This is a genomic window from Micrococcus antarcticus, assembly GCF_044872765.1.
GTDB lineage: Bacteria > Actinomycetota > Actinomycetes > Actinomycetales > Micrococcaceae > Micrococcus.
In genome coordinates this window covers 379,625-398,713 of sequence record NZ_CP085253.1, presented here as the reverse complement: position 1 = coordinate 398,713, position 19,089 = coordinate 379,625, and the positions used below count along the sequence as shown (strand labels likewise).

At 73.6% G+C, this 19,089-nt stretch carries 16 protein-coding genes; 3 read left to right on the top strand and 13 right to left on the bottom strand.

The window, feature by feature from the left end:
- Window positions 1-79: 79 nt before the first annotated feature.
- From LG274_RS01910 to coaE (LG274_RS01885), 6 genes are read right to left on the bottom strand one after another with little or no spacing between them, the layout of a single operon-like run.
- On the bottom strand, window positions 80-799 hold the full coding sequence (locus LG274_RS01910) for a hypothetical protein (RefSeq protein ID WP_404465059.1): 720 nt from the start codon (window positions 797-799) through the stop codon (window positions 80-82).
- Window positions 796-1,470 carry a hypothetical protein gene (locus LG274_RS01905; RefSeq protein ID WP_404465057.1) on the bottom strand — a complete coding sequence of 225 codons (675 nt, stop codon included), beginning with the start codon at window positions 1,468-1,470 and terminating at the stop codon, window positions 796-798. Before LG274_RS01905 ends, LG274_RS01910 begins: the two co-directional genes overlap by 4 nt.
- A gap of 28 nt (window positions 1,471-1,498) precedes the next feature.
- Window positions 1,499-2,839 carry an MFS transporter gene (locus LG274_RS01900; RefSeq protein ID WP_404465055.1) on the bottom strand — a complete coding sequence of 447 codons (1,341 nt, stop codon included), beginning with the start codon at window positions 2,837-2,839 and terminating at the stop codon, window positions 1,499-1,501.
- Window positions 2,836-4,974: an excinuclease ABC subunit UvrB gene (gene uvrB / locus LG274_RS01895; protein WP_404465053.1), complete on the bottom strand. Its 2,139-nt coding sequence runs from the start codon at window positions 4,972-4,974 to the stop codon at window positions 2,836-2,838. The genes LG274_RS01900 and uvrB overlap by 4 nt, the downstream gene beginning before the upstream one ends.
- A gap of 38 nt (window positions 4,975-5,012) precedes the next feature.
- On the bottom strand, window positions 5,013-5,651 hold the full coding sequence (gene coaE, locus LG274_RS01890; protein ID WP_298710285.1) for a dephospho-CoA kinase: 639 nt from the start codon (window positions 5,649-5,651) through the stop codon (window positions 5,013-5,015).
- A gap of 17 nt (window positions 5,652-5,668) precedes the next feature.
- Window positions 5,669-8,044: a dephospho-CoA kinase gene (coaE, locus tag LG274_RS01885; RefSeq protein ID WP_404465975.1), complete on the bottom strand. Its 2,376-nt coding sequence runs from the start codon at window positions 8,042-8,044 to the stop codon at window positions 5,669-5,671.
- 137 nt (window positions 8,045-8,181) lie between these two features.
- On the opposite strand from coaE (LG274_RS01885), the gene LG274_RS01880 reads away from it, so the two are divergent.
- Together LG274_RS01880 and LG274_RS01875 are read left to right on the top strand one after the other, a co-directional pair.
- Window positions 8,182-8,916 carry an IMPACT family protein gene (locus LG274_RS01880; protein ID WP_404465051.1) on the top strand — a complete coding sequence of 245 codons (735 nt, stop codon included), beginning with the start codon at window positions 8,182-8,184 and terminating at the stop codon, window positions 8,914-8,916.
- Entirely contained in the window at window positions 8,894-10,135 is a 1,242-nt protein-coding gene (locus LG274_RS01875) for a class I SAM-dependent methyltransferase (RefSeq protein ID WP_404465049.1), read from the top strand. Before LG274_RS01880 ends, LG274_RS01875 begins: the two co-directional genes overlap by 23 nt.
- Window positions 10,136-10,242: 107 nt before the next feature.
- Here LG274_RS01875 and rpsA read toward each other — a convergent pair whose 3' ends face one another.
- The 4 genes from rpsA to polA form a co-directional block, all read right to left on the bottom strand.
- Window positions 10,243-11,703: a 30S ribosomal protein S1 gene (rpsA, locus tag LG274_RS01870; RefSeq protein ID WP_248116965.1), complete on the bottom strand. Its 1,461-nt coding sequence runs from the start codon at window positions 11,701-11,703 to the stop codon at window positions 10,243-10,245.
- A gap of 123 nt (window positions 11,704-11,826) precedes the next feature.
- The gene (locus tag LG274_RS01865) at window positions 11,827-13,140 is read right to left on the bottom strand and encodes a GNAT family N-acetyltransferase (protein WP_404465047.1); all 1,314 of its coding nucleotides are present in this window, start codon (window positions 13,138-13,140) and stop codon (window positions 11,827-11,829) included.
- A 23-nt stretch (window positions 13,141-13,163) separates the two neighbouring features.
- Complete coding sequence (locus LG274_RS01860) at window positions 13,164-14,582, bottom strand: GNAT family N-acetyltransferase (RefSeq protein WP_404465045.1); 1,419 nt, start codon at window positions 14,580-14,582, stop codon at window positions 13,164-13,166.
- A complete protein-coding gene (gene polA / locus LG274_RS01855; RefSeq protein WP_404465043.1) occupies window positions 14,566-17,394 on the bottom strand; it encodes a DNA polymerase I in 2,829 nt (942 codons plus the stop codon). Before polA ends, LG274_RS01860 begins: the two co-directional genes overlap by 17 nt.
- Window positions 17,395-17,438: 44 nt before the next feature.
- Between polA and LG274_RS01850 the strand changes: the two genes are divergently transcribed.
- Window positions 17,439-17,972, top strand: coding sequence for a hotdog fold thioesterase (locus LG274_RS01850; RefSeq protein WP_404465041.1), 534 nt, complete (start codon window positions 17,439-17,441; stop codon window positions 17,970-17,972).
- A 39-nt stretch (window positions 17,973-18,011) separates the two neighbouring features.
- Here LG274_RS01850 and LG274_RS01845 read toward each other — a convergent pair whose 3' ends face one another.
- The 3 genes from LG274_RS01845 to LG274_RS01835 are packed head-to-tail and all read right to left on the bottom strand — an operon-like array spanning window position 18,012 to window position 19,085.
- Entirely contained in the window at window positions 18,012-18,389 is a 378-nt protein-coding gene (locus tag LG274_RS01845; protein WP_248116955.1) for a monovalent cation/H(+) antiporter subunit G, read from the bottom strand.
- A 13-nt stretch (window positions 18,390-18,402) separates the two neighbouring features.
- Complete coding sequence (locus LG274_RS01840; protein WP_319074817.1) at window positions 18,403-18,687, bottom strand: MrpF/PhaF family protein; 285 nt, start codon at window positions 18,685-18,687, stop codon at window positions 18,403-18,405.
- The gene (locus LG274_RS01835; protein WP_298710300.1) at window positions 18,684-19,085 is read right to left on the bottom strand and encodes a Na+/H+ antiporter subunit E; all 402 of its coding nucleotides are present in this window, start codon (window positions 19,083-19,085) and stop codon (window positions 18,684-18,686) included. The genes LG274_RS01840 and LG274_RS01835 overlap by 4 nt, the downstream gene beginning before the upstream one ends.
- Window positions 19,086-19,089 lie beyond the last annotated feature (4 nt).

The following is a 19,089-nucleotide window of genomic DNA, read 5'->3' as shown; positions in this document are numbered from 1 at the left end:
CGGGCCTCCGGGGCGTTCGCGCGAAACTGCTTATATGTTGGGACTATCAGTGTTCGTGTGACACGGCGTCGTCGCTGTCTCACCCTCCCGCAGGGAAGGGCGGAGAGCCGAGGGAGAGCCACACGAGCAGACCGCCGACGGCGGCGAGCCCCCAGCTGGCCAGTGAGCCCACCAGGAACTCCTCGGCGCGCGAGCCGTCCCCCCGGTCGGCCGAGATCTCCGGGAAGCGCACGATGCCCTTGGCCGCCATGAGCGCGGCGATGACCTGCCACGCGTGGGCGAGGCCGAGGAGCACCATGAGCACCCGCTCCATGGGGCCGATGTAGCGGCCCCCGCGCAGGGGCGGCTCCGCCTCGGCGGCCGGGGCGGCCTCCGACTCCCCGGTGCGGCGCCCGGCGAGCTGCAGCACGGCGCGCGTGATGCGGTTGGCCGTCTCGGCGAGGGCGACGGCCACCGCCACCATCGTCAGCCCCGCCGGTGCGAGGCGGTGCTCCGGTGCGCCGAGACCCAGCTCGAGGACGCCGACCAGCCCGAGGGCGGCCACCACGCCCAGCAGGACGCGGGGCCGTTCCGCTCCCGTGGCCCCCCACGCCAGGAGGGCTCCGCAGGCCACGAGGACCGCGCCCGCCACCGAGGTCCACGGCGGGCCGACGACGGCCAGCGCCGCCGCGCCCAGCAGCACGCCGACGACCGCGGCGCCCAGGGCGGTCCGCCCCGCCCGATCCGGGGACCACGCCGCCGGCGCGAGCGAACGCGCGAGGTCGTACAGGCCGACGGCGAGCAGGGCGAGCGCGGTCATCGGCCCTCCCCCGCGGCGGCATGCAGGGCGTCCAGTTCGAGGATCCGCCCCACTCCGGAGCGGGCGACGGCCTGGGAGACCGCCGACTGGGTGATGCGCTCTTGCCGTGCGGCCTCGGTCTGCGTGGACCCGGCGAGCAGGGCCGCCGCCAGGCGGCGCTCCCGGGCCCGGAGCCGCCCGACGAGGTGGTCCCTCAGGAGAAGCTGGCCGTCCACGGCGAGGGAGAGCTCCGGGTCCGGGCCGAGAAACGCCGTGGCCGCGCCGGGGGCCCGGCCGTCCGCGGTCTCGAGGGCCGCGCGGGCGCGGTGCCATGCGGTGCCGTCCAGGATCGGGCCGCCCTCCCCCGCGTCCCCGCCGACCTCGTGATGGTCCCCCTCGCCAAGGCCGAACCGCAGCGCGAGCCCGGGCGGCAGCGCCAGGCCGACCCGCAGGACGGCGCGCGCGGCCGTGCTCCAGTGGGTGTGGAGCGACTGGAACTCGTCCCCCACCGTGGCCCAGCCCGGCAGGAGCGGGGGCACCTGGCGCTCGGCCGCGGCGAAGGCGTGGAGGATCGCGGCCTGGGCGGCCGCCCGGTCCGCAAGGGTGCGGGATCCGACGATGTCCGCGATCACGGCGACGCCCCGGGTGGGTAGGGGCTCTCGCGCTGCGGTGTCCGTCCGGCGACGTGGCATGGCCCTGATGTTACATCACTGCTGATAATCAGCGAATATCAGCATTCCTGACACGCGTCGGTCCGGGCGATGCCCCCCGCAGCGCGGCAGCGGCCACGACGAGGGCCAGCATCGCGGACAGCACCGCCAGGCCGCCGTAGCCGGCCACGCCCAGCACGACGCCGGCCAGCCCGGCGCCCGCGGCTCCGGCCAGTCCCATGCCGGCGTCGGTGACGCCCTGCACCAGCACCCGGTCCGTCCCCGTGACCAGTTCCGACACCCGGGCCGAACCGGCCACGGTGGCCGCCGACCAGCCGAGGCCCAACAGGATCAGACCCACGGTGACCACGGGCACCGAGGCCCGACCCGCCCCCGCGAGGAGGCACGCGGCCGCCAGCGTCCCCAGCCCGACCGCGGTGAGACGCACGCGTCCCCACCGGTCCGCCAGGTGGCCCATCACCGGGGAGAGCGCGTACATGCCCGCGACGTGCAGGGAGATGACGAGCCCGATCACCACGAAGGTGTCCAGGTGCGCGGCATGGTCGTGCGCGGCGTGCGCCGCACCGGAGGCCGCGTCCTGGGCCGCCGCGTCCTGGGCCAGGCGGGCCAGGTGCACGGGCGTCATGGACATGACGGCCACCATCACCGCGTGCGCGGTCACCACAGCCGTCACGGCGAGCGCGACCGCCCGCTCCCGGCGCAGGACGGCGAGACCGTCCGCGAGCCGGGGGCGGGGGGCGGGGGGTCCGCCCCCGAGGCGCAGGGCCGTGGTGAGGGGGTCGGGGCGGAGGCCGACCTGGAGGACGGCGACGGCGAGCAGCATGCCCGCCAGGGACAGCAGGAACGGGCCGGACGTGTCCGGCAGCCCCAGCGGTCGCGCCAGGGCAGCACCGGGGCCGATGAGGTTGGGGCCGGCGACGGCGCCGAGGGTGATGGACCAGACGACGAGGCCCAGGTCGCGGGCGCGGGTGGCGTCGTCGGCGAGGTCCGTGGCGGCGAAGCGGGCCTGGAGGTTGCCGGCGGCGCCGAGGCCCACGAGGAGCGCGGCGGCGAGGAGCAGCGGGTAGCTGCCGAGCACGGGGGCGAGGACCATGCCGACGGTGCCGAGGGCGGCGAGGCCGTAGGCGGCGGTGAGGGCCGTGCGCCGGCCGTGGGCGAGGGCCAGGCGGGCCAGGGGAAGCGCGCTCAGCGCCCCGGCGAGGGACATGGCCATGGTGGTGGTCCCGCCCCAGCCGGCGTGGCCGCTGAGCTCGACGGCCATGACCGAGCCGACCGCGAGCGCGGAGCCGTTGCCGAGGCCGGAGAAGACCTGGCTGGCGGCGAGGGTGCGGACGGTGCGGCGTTGGGCGGCGCGGCGGGGGGTGGTGTCGAGGAGCCCGGCGGGGGTCACTGTTCGCGCTCCATCTGGCGCAGCTCCTTCTTCAGCTCCGCGACCTCGTCGCGCAGGCGCGCCGCGAGCTCGAACTGCAGCTCGGTGGCGGCCTGGTGCATCTGGGCGGACATCTGTTCGATGAGGTCCTGGAGGTCCTTGGCGGGGATGGACCCGGCTCCGACGGCGGGCGCGTCGCCGTCGGAGCCCGTGCCCGCCCGCTCCGCGCCCTCGCGGACGGAGGAGAGCCCGCGGTGGCCCATGCCGTAGTCGAAGCCGGACTTCACGCCCCCCATGCCCTTGAGGAAATCGGCGGTGTCCGCGTCCTCGCGGGCCAGCTGGTCGGTGATGTCCGCGATCCTCTTGCGCAGCGGCTGCGGGTCGATCCCGTGCTCCTCGTTGTACGCCACCTGCACGGCGCGCCGGCGGTCGGTCTCCTCGATGGCCTGCCGCATGGAGTCCGTGACGCGGTCGGCGTACATGTGCACCTCGCCGGAGACGTTGCGGGCCGCGCGGCCGATGGTCTGGATGAGCGAGGTGGAGGAGCGCAGGAAGCCCTCCTTGTCCGCGTCCAGGATGGCCACGAGCGAGACCTCGGGCAGGTCCAGGCCCTCGCGCAGCAGGTTGATGCCCACGAGGACGTCGAACACGCCCTGGCGCAGCTCGCGCAGCAGCTCCACGCGGCGCAGGGTGTCCACGTCCGAGTGGAGGTACTCGACCTTCACACCCGCCTCGAGCAGGTAGTCGGTGAGGTCCTCGGCCATGCGCTTGGTCAGCGTGGTCACGAGGACGCGCTCGTCCTTCTCGACGCGGAAGCGGATCTGCTCGAGCAGGTCGTCGATCTGGCCCTGCGTCGGCTTGACCACGATCTTCGGGTCCACGAGCCCGGTGGGGCGGATGATCTGCTCCACGCAGCCGTCCGCCTGGGAGAGCTCGTAGGTGCCGGGCGTCGCGGACATGTAGACGGTCTGCCCGATCCGCTCGAGGAACTCGTCCCACTTCAGCGGCCGGTTGTCCATGGCCGAGGGCAGGCGGAAGCCGTGCTCCACGAGCGTGCGCTTGCGGGACATGTCCCCCTCGTACATCGCGCCGATCTGCGGGATGGTCACGTGGGACTCGTCCACCACGAGCAGGAAGTCGTCCGGGAAGTAGTCCAGCAGGCAGTGGGGGGCCGAGCCGGCGGGCCGCCCGTCGATGTGCCGGGAGTAGTTCTCGATCCCGTTGCAGTAGCCCATCTGCTGCATCATCTCGAGGTCGTACGTGGTGCGCATCCGCAGGCGCTGGGCCTCGAGCAGCTTGTCCTGGGACTCCAGCTCCTGGAGACGCTCGCGCAGCTCGTCCTCGATCGAGGTGATCGCCTTGCCCATGCGCGTGTCCCCGGCCACGTAGTGGGAGGCCGGGAAGATGTACATCTCCGTCTCCTCCCGCACGACCTGGCCGGTGAGGGGGTGGAGGGTCTGGATGGACTCGATCTCGTCCCCGAAGAACTCGATGCGCACCGCGAGCTCCTCGTACATGGGGATGATCTCCACCGTGTCCCCGCGCACCCGGAACGTGCCGCGGTGGAAGTCCATGTCGTTGCGCACGTACTGCATCTGCACGAACTGGCGCAGCAGGGCGTCCCGGTCCATCTCCCCGCCGCGGCGCAGGGTGACCATCTGCTCGATGTACTCCTCGGGCGTGCCGAGGCCGTAGATGCAGGAGACGGTGGCCACCACCACGACGTCCCGGCGTGTGAGGAGGGCGTTGGTGGCGGAGTGGCGCAGCCGCTCCACCTCCTCGTTGACGGAGGAGTCCTTCTCGATGAAGGTGTCCGACTGCGGGACGTAGGCCTCGGGCTGGTAGTAGTCGTAGTAGGAGACGAAGTACTCGACCGCGTTGTTCGGCAGCAGCTCACGGAACTCGTTGGCCAGCTGTGCCGCGAGCGTCTTGTTCTGCACCATCACGAGGGTGGGCCGCTGCAGCCTCTCGATCAGCCACGCGGACGTGGCCGACTTGCCGGTGCCGGTGGCGCCCAGGAGGACGACGTCCTTCTCCCCCGCCTGGACGCGCTCGGCGAGCTCCGCGATGGCGGCGGGCTGGTCGCCTGAGGGCTCGAACGGGGAGACGACCTCGAACGGCGCGACGACGCGGTTGATCTGCTTGGCCAGGCTCATGGGCAGAACCCTACGCGCGCCGCCGACGCGTCAGCGCGTCACGGCGCAGCGGGCGCAGCGAGGAACCGGTCCCACACCTGGTTCGCGGCGGAGGCCAGGCGCGTGAGGTCGGCGTCGTTGACGATCACGACGTCGGCGGCCGCGCGGCGCTGCGCGTCGCTCGCCTGCGCGGCGATGCGCGCCTCGGCGTCCTCCCGGCTCATCCCCCGGTCCTGCGTCATGCGCCGGATCCGCTCCTCGAGCGGGGCCTCCACGACGACGACGAGGTCGAAGGCGTCCGCCTGGCCGGTCTCCACGAGCAGCGGCACGTCCTGGACCACGACGGCGTCCGGGCCCGCCTCGGCCACGATCCCGCGGGCCATCTCCCGCACCCGGGGGTGCACGATCCGGTTGAGCCGCTCCCGCTGGCCCGCGTCGCCGAACACGATGCGGGCCAGCGCGACCCGGTCGAGCTCCCCGTCGGCGGTGATCACCCGGTCCCCGAACGCGTCCTGGACGGCGGCGAGGCCCTCCGTCCCCTTCTCGAGGACGGCGCGGGCCAGTGCGTCCGAGTCCACCAGCAGGGCGCCGCGCTCCTCGAGCACCCGGGCCACGGCCGACTTGCCGGCCGCGATGCCCCCGGTGAGCCCCACGTGGACGCGGGGACGGTGGGCGACGGGGGCGGGGGGCTCGGACATCGACTCTCCTGGAGGACTCAGCGGGCAGGGTGGGAGGCGCCGGCGGCGTCGACGACGGGCTGGATCCTCGCGTCCCAGTATGCCCGGACCTCGTCGCGGAGCTCCTCGAGGGTGCCGGCGTTCTCGAGCACCGTGTCCGCGACCTCGGCGCGCTCCTCGTCCGCCGCCTCCTCGTCGATGAACGCCCAGGCCCGCTCGCGGCTCATCGCGTGGGAGTCCATGAGGCGGGCGACGCGCAGCTCGGCCGGGGCGGAGACCGCGAGCACCTGGTCGAACTCGCGGGCGGAGCCGGTCTCGGTCAGGAGCGCGAGGTCCATCACCAGCACGGCGTCCTCCCCGACGGCCCTGGCCCGGGCGTCGGCTTCGGTCCGCACGGCCGGCGCGACGATCTCGTACATGCGGCGGCGCGCCGTCGTGCTCTCCGTGGTCAGGCGGTTGAGGGCGCGCACGTCGAGGGAGCCGTCCGCGTGCACGATCTCCTCTCCGAACACCTCGCGCAGCTCGTCGAGCACGGCACTGCCGGGCACGAGGACCTCGCCCATGAGGTCGTCGAACTCGACGACGACGGCACCGAGCCGCTCGAGCTCCTCCCCCACCGCGGTCCGGCCGGCCGCGACGCCGCCGGTCAGGCCGACCGTCAGGAGGGCGTGTTCGGCGGCCGCACGCTGCTGGTGCCACGTCTTCGGCGTGTGGGTGTCGTACTCCGGCTCCGTGCCCACCTCGAACTCGGGGCGCACGACGTAGTCGGACACGTCGGCGCCGTCCTCCGCGGCGCGGCGGCGGTACTCCTCGGCGGGGAGCACCTTCTTCCACTGGCGGGTGCGCATCGGACGGACGGTGCCGGCGTCCTCACGGAGCGCCTGAACGAGGAGCACCACCTGGACGACGGTGATCATGAGGATCGGCAGGCCGATGACGATGATGACCTCCTGGAGGGCGGCCAGGCCGTCCTCCCCCGCCGTGAGGATGATCGCGGCGCACACGGCGCCGATCGACACGGCCCAGACGACGCCCTGGATGCGCGGGGCAGGGTCCTCGTGGCCGTTGACCATGGCATCCATGACCAGGGCGCCGGAGTCGATCGAGGTGATGAAGAACAGCGAGATGACCACGAGCGCGACGACGGCGGCGCCGAGGGAGAGGGGGGTGCCCTGCAGGTGCTGGAACAGCGCGGCCTGCACGTTGCCCTCCTCCACGATGGTCCGGGTCAGGTCTCCGCCCGTCCCCGGAGACGGGGCCGTGGCCCGGTCCGACTGGAACGCCGAATGGCCGTAGACACCCATCCAGATGATCACGAACGCCGTCGGCAGGCCGAGTCCGGCGGCGACGAACTGGCGGATGGTGCGGCCGCGGGAGATGCGCGCGAAGAACATGCCGACGAACGGGGCCCACGTCACGGTCCAGGCCCAGTAGAAGACCGTCCAGTCGCCGGACCAGGCGCCCGAGTTGTAGGTGTCGTTGTAGGTGGAGAGCAGGGGCAGTGCGGTGACGTACTCGCCGACGGCCTGGACCGTCCCGCGGATGACGTCCATGCTCGAGCCCGCCCACATGAGGACGTACACCAGGAGGGCGATCGCGAGGATGATGTTGGCGTAGGAGATGCGCTTGACGCCCTTGTCCATGCCCGCGAGGACGGAGGCGACGCCCACCGCGGTGATCACGGCGAGGATCAGGGCCTGGACCCAGGGGGCGACGGGCGTGCCCAGCACCTCGTTCATGCCGGAGTTCAGCTGCATGGCACCCAGGCCCACGGACACGCCGAGGCCGAAGACCGTGGAGACCACCGCGATGATGTCGATGGCCTTGCCGACGGGGCCGTGGATGCCGTCGCCCAGCAGCGGCTGGAACGCCGACGACACGCGCGGGGGCAGCTTGCGCTTGTACGTGAAGTAGCCGAAGCACAGCCCCGGCACCAGCAGGATCGCCCACATGTGGATGCCGAAGTGGAAGTTGGCGATGCTCATCGCCTCCGACGCCGCCTGGTCGGAGAAGGGCTCGGTGCCGGCCAGCGGCGGGTTCGCGTAGTGGTTGATCGGCTCCGCGATCCCCCAGAACATGAGCACGGCGCCGACGCCGGCGGCGAACATCATGGCGAACCAGACGAGGCCGGAGTACTCGGGGACCGCGTCGTCGTCGCCGAGCTTGACCCGGCCATAGCGGCTGAAGGCCAGGCCGAGCATGAAGACGACGAGAACGGTGAGGCTCAGGGTGTAGATCCAGCCGGCGTCGTAGCGCAGCCACGTGGCGACGATGCCGAAGGTGCGCTGCACCGGGCCCGGAAAGAGCCCCATGGCCGCGGTGAAGAGGACGATGAGGCCGAGGGAGCCGAAGAAGATCGCCGGGCTGGTGCGGAGCCGGAGGGCGTCGTGCAGGCGCGTGAGCGGGGAGGTCATGGGTCTCGCAGACGGGGTCGGGTCCAGCCCGCGGCGGCGGTTCGTGCGCTCACCGGTGGGCCGGTGCCGGGTGGCACGGGTCACCAGGCTAGCGTGCGCCCGCGGTCGGCGCATGCCGAGCGCCTACGCTGGTGCCCATGTCTGACGACCCCGCCCCGGGCCTGCCCGGGCCCGCCGACGCCGCGCGGTGCACCGTGCTCCCCGCCGGCGCACGGCGCCCCGAGGGCTGGGTCCGCCTCGAGCAGGAGGTGCGGCGCAGCCGCTTCCGCGCCTACCTGGGACGCGTCGCCGACGAGGACGAGGCCCGCGAGGTGGTCGCCGAGCTGCGGCGCCGCCACCACGACGCGCGGCACGTGTGCAGCGCCTTCGTCCTGGGCCCGCGCCGGGAGCGCATGCGCTCCTCCGACGACGGCGAGCCGGCCGGCACCGCGGGCACCCCCATGCTGGAGGCCCTCGTGCAGCGGGAGACCCGCCCCGGCCACGCCGACCTCACGGACGTCTGCGCCGTCGTCGTGCGCTGGTTCGGGGGCGTGAAGCTCGGGGCGGGCGGCCTGGTGCGCGCATACTCGGACGCCGTCTCCGCCGCCCTGGCCACGGCGCCGCTGCTCTCCCGGGAGCGCATGGCGCTCGGAACGATCGCCGCGCCCCATGCCGACGCGGGGCGCTGGGAGAACGACCTGCGTGCCTCCGGGGTGCACGTCACGGCGACCGACTACGCCGCCGACGCCGCGTGGCTGCACGTCGCGGTGGCGGACTCCCCCGCCGCGTGGGCGGATCTCGAGCAGAGCCTCGCGGGGATCACCGCGGGCAGCGGACGCGTGGAGCGCGTCGGAGAGGACTGGGTGGACCATGACGACGACCTCGCACGATGACCGCGGCCGTGTCCCGGCGGGGGTGACCCCCGACGTGGTGCTGGGCGGGCTCCCGGACGACCTGACCCGCGGTGTGCCGTGGGAGTCCCTCATGCGCTGGCCGCTGCCCGCCGAGGCGGGGCGCGCCGCCCACGACGCCGCGGACGTGCTGCTCCTCGACACCCTCGCCGGATGGCTGGCGTGCGGCCACGCGGCCGGCCCCGTGGTGGTCCTCGAGGACCGGCACGGCGCCCTCACCCTCCCCCTGCTCGCGGCCGGGCACGACGTCCGCCTGGCCCAGGACGACGCGTCCGCCGAGCGCTCGGTGCGGGCGAACCTGGAGCGCTGGCGCGCGGAGGGCCTGCTGCGGGACTCCGCCGGGTCCCTGACGCACGCGGAGCTCGACGATCGGCTCGTCCGCGGCGCCCGGACCGTGCTGCTCCCCCTGCCCCGCTCCCTCGACGAGCTGGACCGGATCGCCCGGATCCTGGCGCGCGGCGCGGACCCCTCCGTCGTCGTGCTGGCCGGGGGCCGGGACAAGCACATGAGCCCGCGGATGAACGCCGTGCTGGCGGCGTCCTTCCAGGACGTCGTCGCGAACCGGGGCCGCCGCAAGGCGCGCGTGCTCACGGCCCGCGCGCCCCGCGCGGGCGTGGCGCCCCGGCCCCATGACGAGACCACGGCGGCCCTGCCGGGGATCGGCCCCGTGCGCCTCGTGGCCGAGGCCGGCACGTTCGGCGGGGCGCACGCCGACCCCGGCTCCCGCCTGCTCCTCGAGGCGCTGGCGGAGGACCCGCGCCCCCCGGCCCGCGCCGTGGACCTGGGCTGCGGCAACGGCCTGATCGCGGTCGGCGCGGCCCGCCTGTGGCCCCACGCCCGGATCACCGCGACGGACCAGTCCGCCGTCGCGGTCGCCTCGACGCGGGCGACGGCCGAGGCCAACGGCCTGGCCGAGCGGATCGAGGCCGTCCGGGACGACGCGCTCGCCTCGTGGGCGGACGCCTCCGAGGAGCGGATCCTGCTGAACCCCCCGTTCCACGACGGCAACGCGGTGGACCCCACGGTCGCACACCGCCTCTTCGAGGCCGCCGCGCGCGTCCTGGCTCCGGAGGGGGAGCTGTGGTGCGTGTGGAACTCGCACCTGCACCACCGCGGGATCCTGCAGTCCGTCGTCGGGCCCACCCGGCAGGTCGCGCGGAACCGCACGTTCACGGTGACGGCCTCCACGCGGCGCGGCTGACCCCGGACACGACGGAGCGCCCCGCCCCTCCGTGATGGAGGGACGGGGCGCTCGTCCGTGGTGGGCGTCCGCCCGGGCGGCGGCCGTCACCGGCTCACCGCACCGGATCAGTTGCCGGTCAGCTTCTCGCGCAGGGCGGCGAGGGCCTCGTCGGAGGCGAGGGTGCCGCCGTCGGAGGCCGGGGCCTCGGAGGAGTACGTGGAGGCGCCGGCGCCGGCGGAGGAGGACTCGGTGCCCGCCTGGGCCTCCTCCTCGACGGAGCGACGCACCTGCTCCTTGTGGGCCTCCCAGCGGGTCTGGGCGTCGGCGTACTGCTGCTCCCACGCCGCGCGCTCGGACTCGAAGCCCTCCATCCACTCGTTGGTCTCGACGTCGAAGCCCTCGGGGTACTTGTAGTTCCCCTCCTCGTCGTACTCGGCGGCCATGCCGTAGAGCGCGGGGTCGAACTCGGTGCCGTCCGGGTCCACGCCCTCGTTGGCCTGCTTGAGGGAGAGGGAGATGCGGCGACGCTCGAGGTCGATGTCGATGACCTTGACGAACAGCTCGTCGTTGACCGACACGACCTGCTCGGCGGTGTCGATGTGGCGCGAGGCCAGCTCGGAGATGTGCACGAGGCCCTCGATGCCGTCCTCGACGCGCACGAACGCGCCGAAGGGGACGAGCTTGGTGACCTTGCCGGGCACGACCTGGCCCAGGGCGTGGGTCCGGGCGAAGAGCTGCCACGGATCCTCCTGGGTCGCCTTCAGCGACAGGGAGACACGCTCGCGGTCCATGTCGACCTCGAGGACCTCGACGGTGACCTCCTTGCCGACCTCGACGACCTCGGACGGGTGGTCGATGTGCTTCCAGGAGAGCTCGGAGACGTGCACGAGGCCGTCCACGCCGCCCAGGTCGACGAACGCGCCGAAGTTGACGATCGAGGACACGACGCCCTGACGGACCTGGCCCTTCTCCAGCTTGTGGAGGAAGTTGGAGCGGACCTCGGACTGGGTCTGCTCGAGCCAGGCACGGCGGGAGAGCACCACGTTGTTGCGGTTCTTGTCCAGCTCGATGATCTTCGCCTCGAGCTTCTGGCCGATGTAGGGGGCCAGGTCGCGCACGCGGCGCATCTCCACCAGCGAGGCGGGGAGGAAGCCGCGGAGGCCGATGTCGATGATGAGGCCGCCCTTGACGACCTCGATGACGGTGCCCTCGACGACGCCGTCCTCCTCCTTGATCTTCTCGATGTCGCCCCAGGCGCGCTCGTACTGAGCGCGCTTCTTGGAGAGGATCAGGCGGCCTTCCTTGTCCTCCTTGGTGAGGACGAGGGCCTCGACGGAGTCGCCCACGGCCACGACCTCATCCGGGTCCACGTCGTGCTTGATGGACAGCTCGCGGGAGGGGATGACGCCCTCGGTCTTGTACCCGATGTCGAGCAGGACCTCGTCGCGGTCCACCTTGACGACGGTGCCCTCGACGAGGTCGCCATCGTTGAAGTACTTGATGGTCGCGTCGATCGCGGCGAGCAGCTCCTCGGCGGTGCCGATGTCGTTGACGGCAACCTGGGGGGCGTTGGAAGTGGTGGTCATGTAGGAGGGACTCCGATGGGATTGGGGTTCATGCCGAGGCGGCCCGGGCACGCGCGTGTCCGTCACCCGGCATGGGTTGTGATGGTCAGATTCAAGAGCGCACGAAAGTGCCCTTCCAGGCTATCAGAAACCCACCAGGGACCGCACGGGCGCCGTGGGCCGCAGGATCGCGTCCAGGCGGTCCGCCGCGCCGGGCACCCGCTCCTCCACCAGGCCGCTCGCCACGCGGGCCGCGGCCCCGCCCGCCGCCCCGTGCCCGCCCAGCCACACCGCGGACAGGTCGGCCACGTCGAGCACGAGATCGGCCTCCGCCGGCTCGGCCGCGGCCACGCTCGCGGCGCCCTCCTGCACCGCGAGCCGCCACGTTCCGTCGGCGTGGCCGAGCGGGTCCGCCACCGTCAGGACGACCTCGCCCTCGCCCAGGTCGTCGCGGGCGCCGAGGGCGGCGGGCACGTCGAGGATCCGCAGGTAGAGGTCGTCGCCGTCGCGCTGGGTGCGCATGCGGCGCTCGTCCTCGAGGAGGGCCTCGACCCATCCGGCCTCGGGGGCCCGCTCCCACTCGACCCGCTCGACGAGGTCGAGGCTCGTGAGGTGCGCGAGCAGGCCGCGGCGGGCCTCCGGGGTGAGGGCGATGAAGAGCTCCATCGTCACCGTGGGGGGCTCGACGTCCCAGCCCTTGAAACGGTACAGCGCGATCCCCTGCGCCCGCCCCGCCTCGTCCCGATGCACGGCGGCGTAGAGGCCGGAGCCCTTGCCGTCGTTCTTGAACCGGCTGCGGTCCTCCCAGCGGATCGCGGTCATGGCCGGTCGCTGAGTGGCGCCGGGGGTCGCGCGGCGGACCCTCTGGTAGAGCTCGTCGGCGAGGGGGCCGATCTCGCGCGGCTCCTCCCGCGTGACCCGTCCCGCCGGCGCGTCGCCACGCAGCCGCACCTCGCCGCGGACGTCGAGGTGCGTGCGGCGCCAGCGGGTCGCGGCGCCGAACCCGAAGCGTCCGTAGATCGCGGCCTCGGAGGCGGTGAGGGCCGCGACGGGCATCCCGGCCGCCGCCGCGTCCGCGAGGCTGCGGCCCATGAGCGCCCGGAGGATCCCCCGGCGGCGGAACCCCGGGTCCACGGTCACGGCGCTGATGAGCCAGGCGGGGACGGTGACGCCGGGCGAGACGGTCAGCTCGGACGGGAAGTCCTCGAACGTGGCGACGGGGCGGGACGCGGCCGGGTCGTCTCCGGCGGCGTACGCGTCGACCATGCGCCGGCCGTCCGCCTCCCCCGCCTCGAGCAGCTGCGCGAGCGCCTCGCCCGCGGGCGGCTCCTCGTAGAACCCCCGCTCGACGGCCAGGGTGTGCCGCTCGAACGCCGGGTCGCCGGCGCGTCCTGGGGCCACCACCAGCTGCAGGCCGTGCGCGGCGAGGCTGTCGTCGTGGGCGTGGTGCGGGGGCATGGGTCCTCCTGGGTCGGGACGCGTCAGAAGCCGGTCAGGGCGAAGGGCAGGCGGGGCTGGCGCAGGAGCGTGTCCAGGTCCGTGGCCGCGCCGGGGCGGTGCTCGCGCAGGATGCCCGCCTCGCGCATGACCTCGGCCTGCACCCCGCCCAGGAGCACGGAGCCCAGCTCCGCCACGTCGAGGGTCAGCTCGGCCTGGTCCTCGTCCGCCGGGCGGACGCGCCCCCGGCCGTCCGCCGCCGAGATCTCCCACGTGCCGGCCGCGTGGCCGAGGTCGTCCTCGACCGTCACGGTCACGGCGCCGTCGTGGAGGTAGGGCCGGGCCTCGAAGCACGCGGCGACGTCCAGGATCCGGTGCCACAGGTGGTGGTGGACGCCACGGGTGTAGATCCGGGACTCGTCGCGCACGAGGAACTCGAGCATGCGGTCGTTGGGGACCGGGGGCAGGCGCAGCCGCACCACGAGGTCGAGGTTGCCGAGGAACTCCAGCAGGGCCCGGTAGGCCTCGGCGTCGGCGGCCCACAGGGCCACCACGGTGGCGGTCACGGGCTCGTCCGCCACGAGCTCGGAGGTCTCTCCCGTCACCCGGTAGACGGCCACGCCGCGGTCCGTGCCGTCGGGGCCGGAGAACACGACGCCGCGCAGCCCCTGCGGCCGGCCCTCGTCCATGCGCGGGTCCCGGTCCGTCTCCTTGGCTGCGTGGAAGCGGATGCGCTCGACCGAGCCGAGCTGTCCCTCGAAGGCCCGACGCCACAGGCCCTCGATCAGCTCGCCCGACGTGGTGGGCTCGATGAACCGGAAGCCGCCCTCGGGGCGGGCGCCGCGCAGCTGGATCCCCCGGGTGACGTCGAGCCACACGGAGCGGTAGTACGTGGAGACGCCGAAGCCGAAGCGGCGGTAGATGGTGGCCTCGGTGGCGGTGAGCGCGGCGATCGGCACGCCCGCCTCACGGGCGCGGCGCAGCGAGTCCGACATCATGGCGCGCAGGATCCCGCGGCGCCTGTGCGTGGGCGAGACGGTCACCTCGGAGATGCACCAGGCCGGCAGGAGGCGCCCGGCGCCCACATTCAGGTCCTTCGTGAAGTCCACGAGAGTGCCCACCGGGTCGACGGCGTCCGGGTCGGCGCCCTCGGGGTAGACGCCCACCAGCCGGCGGCGGTCGCCCTGCTCGACGCCGATGAAGCGGTCGGCCAGGCGCAGCTCCGGGTCGCCGACCTCGTGGAAGTTGCGCTGCAGGACGGCCGTGTGCCGGCGGACGGCGGGGGCGTCGTCCCAGCGGCGCGCAAGGTCGAACGGCGCCTCGGGGTCCGCCAGCCCGGCCTCCCACGGGGAGGGCACCGGGCGCAGCTCGAGCCCGTTCTCGGCCAGCGCGCCGGCCGGATCGGGCGGCGCCGTGGGGCCGAAGGACTCTCGAGGGGCGGTGGTGTCAGTGGGCTGCGGCATGCCAGGTCCTTCCTTCGCCGACGTGGACGTCCAGCGGCACGGAGAGGTCCGCGGCCCGCCCCATGCGCTCCTCGAGCAGGGCCGTGGCGGCCGCGAGCTCGCCGCGCGGGACCTCGAGGATGAGCTCGTCGTGGACCTGGAGCAGGAGGCGGGAGCGCAGGCGCTGCTCCTCGAGGCCGGCCTGCACGTCCAGCATGGCCCGCTTGATGATGTCCGCCGCCGAGCCCTGGATCGGGGCGTTGAGGGCGGCGCGCTCGGCCATGTCCCGCAGCTGGCGGTTGTCCGAGTTCAGGTCCGGCAGGTAGCGGCGCCGCCCCTCGATGGTGGAGGTGAAGCCGTCCTGCCGGGCCTGGGCGACGACGTCGCGCAGGTAGTCCCGCACCCCGCCGAAGCGGTCGAAGTAGCCCTTCATCAGGCCGCGGGCCTCGTCCACCGAGATCTTCAGCTGCTTGGACAGGCCGAACGAGCTCAGTCCGTACGCGAGCCCGTAGCTCATCGCCTTGACCTTGGAGCGCTGCTCCGCGCTCACCTCGTGCGGGTCCACGCCGAACACCTGCGAGCCGACGAAGCTGTGCAGGTCCTCCCCCATGTTGAACGCCTCGATGAGGCCGGCGTCCTCGGAGAGGTGGGCCATGATGCGCATCTCGATCTGCGAGTAGTCCGCCGAGAGCAGCACGGCCTCCGTGCCGTCCACCTCGCCCGCCGTGAAGGCCTCGCGGATGCGTCGGCCGGCCTCGGTGCGCACAGGGATGTTCTGCAGGTTGGGGTGCAGGGAGGAGAGGCGGCCCGTGGCCGCGGCGGTCTGCGAGTAGGTGGTGTGGATGCGCCCGTCCGGCGCCACGGTCTCCAGCAGGCCCTCCACGGTCTGGCGGAGCTTCGTGACGTCGCGGTGCGCCATGAGGTTCTCCAGGAAGGGGTGCTGCGTCTGCTCGAGCAGGTCCTGCAGCGAGTCCACGTCCGTGGAGAAGCCGGTCTTCGTCTTGCGGGTGCGCGGCATGTTGAGGCGCTCGAAGAGGACCTCCTGCAGCTGCTTCGGGGAGCCGAGGTTGACCTCCATGCCCCCGGTCTCCTCCGCCACCGAGGCCCACGCGGACTCCTTCGCGGCGTCCGCGCGCTCGGCGAAGTCGGCGCGCAGCGCCTCGAGGTGGTCGCGGTCCACGGCGATCCCGGCCAGCTCCATGCGCGCGAGCAGGCGCGCGAGCGGGATCTCCATCTCCTGGAGCAGCCGCTGGGCGCCGCGTTCGAGCACCTGGGGGGTGAACTCGGCGGAGAGGCGGCGGACCACCCACGCGGCGCGGACGGCGTCCGTGGCCCGCTGCACGCGCTCGGCCGCGGCGGCTCCGCCGTCGAGGTCGAGCTCGCCCTGGGCGGAGGCGGGCTGCCCCGTGGCCGGCGCGGCGAGCGGAGTGCGCAGGTGCGCCTCGGCGAGCGAGGCCAGGTCCACGTCCCGGCGGTCGGGCTGGATCAGGTAGGCCGAGAGGAGCACGTCGTCCTCGACCCCGCCGATCACGGCTCCCTCCCCCAGGCCGGCCGGCCGGGTCGGGGCGGCCAGCGCCTTCACGGTGCGCTTGAGGTCGTGCACGGCCTTGGCGGTGCCGGCGTCCTCGAGCGCGTCGCGCACGGCCGCCATGAGCTCCGCGTCCGGCCCCTCGGCGTCGAGGTCCACGTAGAGCGCGGCGTCGTCGGCGGCGAACGCCACCCCGACGGGGGTGCCGTGGGTGCCCGGCACGGGCACCTTGCGCTTCGGCAGCATGTCCGGGCCGTCCACGACGACGTGCACCCCGAGCAGCGCGCCGGCGTGGGCGGCGAGGAACCCGCCCAGGTCCGCGGCCGTCGTCGCGACCACGTGCTCGGGGGCCTCCTCGACCTCGGCGGCGGGGGCGTCCGCGCCGAGGCGCTCGGAGAACACCTCGAAGACGCGGTCGCGGATGCGGTTGAACTGGAGGGCGTCGAAGAGCTCGGACACGGTGTCGTGGTCCGGCATCGTCAGCGCCATGGCCTCGAGGTCGACGGGCAGGTCGAGGTCCCGCACGAGGGCGTTGAGCCGGCGGTTGCGCCGCACGTCCTCGAGGTGGGCGCGCAGGGCCTCGCCCTTCTTGCCGGTGATGCTGTCCGCGTTCTCCAGCACGCCCTCGAGCCCGCCGTAGGCGTTGATCCACTTGGCCGCGAAGCCGGGGCCGACGCCGGGCACGCCCGGCAGGTTGTCCGCGGACTCCCCCACGAGCGCGGCGAGGTCCGGGTACTGGGCGGGGCTCACGCCGTACTTGGCCATGACGGCGTCCGCGTCCATCGGCGGGATGTCAGAGACGCCCTTCTTCGGGTACAGGACCGTGGTGTGCTCGGAGATGAGCTGGAACGCGTCCCGGTCCCCGGACACGACGACGGCGTCCCACCCCGCGGCCTCGGCGCGGGCGGAGAGCGTGGCCACGATGTCGTCCGCCTCGTAGTCCTCCACCGTGAGGGTGGGGATGCCGAGGGCCTCCATGACCTTCACGGTCAGCTCGATCTGCCCCGCGAACTCGGCGGGCGTCTCCGAGCGGCCCGCCTTGTACTCCGCGTACTCGGCGGAGCGGAACGTGGGCCCGGAGAGGTCGAAGGCGACCGCCACGTGGGTGGGCGCCTGCTGGCGGATCATCGTCAGCAGCATCGCCGTGAAGCCGTAGACCGCGTTGGTGTGCTGACCGGTGTCGGTCGCGAAGTTCTCGGCCGGCAGCGCGTAGAAGGCGCGGAACGCCATCGAATGGCCGTCCAGCACCATAAGGCGCGGCCGGGTCTCGGAGGTGCCGGTCTCGGCCGCGGCGGTCTCACCCATGGTCTCGTTGCTCCTCTCGTGGTCCAGGTGCCAGCCTAGTGCCCATGAGCGACACCCCCGCCTACAGCCCCGACCTCCCGGCCGCCCTCGCCGACCTCACCTTCCGGGCGGGGGTGCGACCGCGGTTCACGCCCGAGCAGCTCGCGGAGCTCTCCGCCGCGGCGGGCCTGCCGCCCGAGCTGCAGGACGCCCTCGGCGGGGCCGGCGTCAGCCCGCTGGCCCTGAAGATGGGCATCGTGTTCACGAAGCTCACCGCGGAGCGCGCCGTCGCCACCATGCCGGTGGCCGGCAACGAGCAGCCCGTGGGCCTGCTGCACGGCGGCGCCCACCTCGTGCTGGCCGAGACGCTGGGCTCGGTGGCCGCCAAGGTCGCCGCCGGGCGGGACCACAACGTCGTGGGCATCGAGATCGGCGCCACGCACCACGCCGCGGCGCGCGCCGGAACCGTCACCGGCACGGCGACGGCGGTCCACGTGGGCCGCACGCTCATCACCCACGAGGTGGTCATGACGGGCGAGGACGGGCGCCGCCTCTCGACGGCCCGCATCACGAACCTCGTGCTCGCCCGCCAGGGCTGACGCACCACGCCACGGCCGCTCCGACCGCGCCGGAGCCCCTCAGTCCGCGTCGGCGGCCCGCGGCGCCGGCTCGCCGTGCTCGCGCCCCGGGGTGTCCGCTGCGAGCTCGTCGTAGTGGCCCGAGGCCATGGGCACGCCCGTGAGGTAGGCCGAGCGCCCGAGGGCCATGGTGGCCACCGCGGCGCTGCCGAGCTGGAGCACCACGATCAGCACCACCTTCACGAGGTTCGACACGCTCGGCATGTGCAGGAGGGCGCCGACCACGATCAGGATCATGCCCACGCCGCCGGCGGTGCCGGTGGCCGAGATGCGCATGTAGGGGTCGGGGAAGCGGATCAGCCCGACGGCGGCGCCGAGGAACACGAGGGCTCCCCCCACCACCATGATCGAGCCGAGAACCGTCAGGAAGGCGTCCATCGTCAGGACCTCCTCATCGCTTTCCGCGCGTGAGTGCGCGGGCCAGGGACATGCCGGACAGGAAGCCCACGATCGCCGCCACGAGGACCAGGTCGAACGTGAACGGATTCCCGGCGCGCACGCCGAGCAGCACCACCATCCCGATCACGCTGAAGCTGAGCAGGTCGCCGGAGACGGCGCGGTCCGCATCGAGCGGCCCGCGCAGGATCCGGACCGCCGACACGACGGCGGAGACCAGCAGGAGGACCAGGGCGATGTCGATGCCGAGGTGGGACCACTCGTAGTCGAGCGCGCTCATGCGGTCACCCCCGTGCGGCGCATCGCGTGCAGCATGCGCCGCTCCATGTCATGGATCTCCTCGCGGAGTGCGTCCGCGTCGTCCGCGTACAGGCCGTGGACGTAGAGCAGGCGCCGGCCGTCCGCCTCACGGCGGGTGCCCAGCGTGAGGGTGCCGGGGGTGAGGGTGATGAGCGTCGAGAGCAGGGTCAGCTCCGGGTCCGTGCGGCAGTTGCTGTGCACGCGGGCGATCCCGGAGCGGGCCTGGTCGCCGGGCGTGATCAGGTCGTGCAGCACGGCGCCGGACGACGTCACCAGCGCCCAGGCGTACCAGCACCAGAACACGAGCCAGCGCACCGGCCAGGAGAGCGCGCCCTTCGTGCCCGGGCGCAGGTCCACCGTCCCGTCCGTGGGGGTCATGCTG

Bases quoted from the DNA above. Each gene is read 5' to 3' on its own strand.
- LG274_RS01910 (WP_404465059.1), bottom strand. From the start codon at position 799: ATGACCGCGCTCGCCCTGCTCGCCGTCGGCCTGTACGACCTCGCGCGT.
- LG274_RS01905 (WP_404465057.1), bottom strand. From the start codon at position 1,470: ATGCCACGTCGCCGGACGGACACCGCAGCGCGAGAGCCCCTACCCACC.
- uvrB (WP_404465053.1), bottom strand. From the start codon at position 4,974: ATGAGCCTGGCCAAGCAGATCAACCGCGTCGTCGCGCCGTTCGAGGTC.
- coaE (WP_298710285.1), bottom strand. From the start codon at position 5,651: ATGTCCGAGCCCCCCGCCCCCGTCGCCCACCGTCCCCGCGTCCACGTG.
- coaE (WP_404465975.1), bottom strand. From the start codon at position 8,044: ATGACCTCCCCGCTCACGCGCCTGCACGACGCCCTCCGGCTCCGCACC.
- LG274_RS01880 (WP_404465051.1), top strand. From the start codon at position 8,182: ATGTCTGACGACCCCGCCCCGGGCCTGCCCGGGCCCGCCGACGCCGCG.
- LG274_RS01875 (WP_404465049.1), top strand. From the start codon at position 8,894: ATGACGACGACCTCGCACGATGACCGCGGCCGTGTCCCGGCGGGGGTG.
- rpsA (WP_248116965.1), bottom strand. From the start codon at position 11,703: ATGACCACCACTTCCAACGCCCCCCAGGTTGCCGTCAACGACATCGGC.
- LG274_RS01865 (WP_404465047.1), bottom strand. From the start codon at position 13,140: ATGCCCCCGCACCACGCCCACGACGACAGCCTCGCCGCGCACGGCCTG.
- LG274_RS01860 (WP_404465045.1), bottom strand. From the start codon at position 14,582: ATGCCGCAGCCCACTGACACCACCGCCCCTCGAGAGTCCTTCGGCCCC.
- polA (WP_404465043.1), bottom strand. From the start codon at position 17,394: ATGGGTGAGACCGCCGCGGCCGAGACCGGCACCTCCGAGACCCGGCCG.
- LG274_RS01850 (WP_404465041.1), top strand. From the start codon at position 17,439: ATGAGCGACACCCCCGCCTACAGCCCCGACCTCCCGGCCGCCCTCGCC.
- LG274_RS01845 (WP_248116955.1), bottom strand. From the start codon at position 18,389: ATGGACGCCTTCCTGACGGTTCTCGGCTCGATCATGGTGGTGGGGGGA.
- LG274_RS01840 (WP_319074817.1), bottom strand. From the start codon at position 18,687: ATGAGCGCGCTCGACTACGAGTGGTCCCACCTCGGCATCGACATCGCC.
- LG274_RS01835 (WP_298710300.1), bottom strand. From the start codon at position 19,085: ATGACCCCCACGGACGGGACGGTGGACCTGCGCCCGGGCACGAAGGGC.